The 265-nt window shown below is 56.6% G+C and carries 1 protein-coding gene; it reads right to left on the reverse strand.

All coding sequences use genetic code 11. The features are described from left to right. Positions 1–35: 35 nt before the first annotated feature. Positions 36–209, reverse strand: coding sequence for a hypothetical protein (locus P9273_RS32130; protein ID WP_278052590.1), 174 nt, complete (start codon positions 207–209; stop codon positions 36–38). Positions 210–265: the final 56 nt, after the last annotated feature.

Genomic DNA, 265 nt, shown 5'->3' on the forward strand with positions numbered 1-265 from the left:
TGTGCGGAATGCCGATGGTGATGGTGATGCTCGGCTCAGTTCCCATCGTCGTCCTCCCAGTCGTCAACGAACGTGTCTGACTCGATGACGCCGGGGTATCGGTCTACCTGTTGGCACCACATCTCTGCTTCTGCAACGATCTCTTCAATGCGTGCAACCGATGCGGCTTCGACGGTCATGGTCACTTGGATTGTGATGTTGGCTTTCACTTCGCCTCCTTACACGCGGCGGCCAGGATCATGCTTTCGATCTGTTCGCACCACGC

The sequence above is a fragment of the Mesorhizobium sp. WSM4935 genome, assembly GCF_029625735.1.
GTDB lineage: Bacteria > Pseudomonadota > Alphaproteobacteria > Rhizobiales > Rhizobiaceae > Mesorhizobium.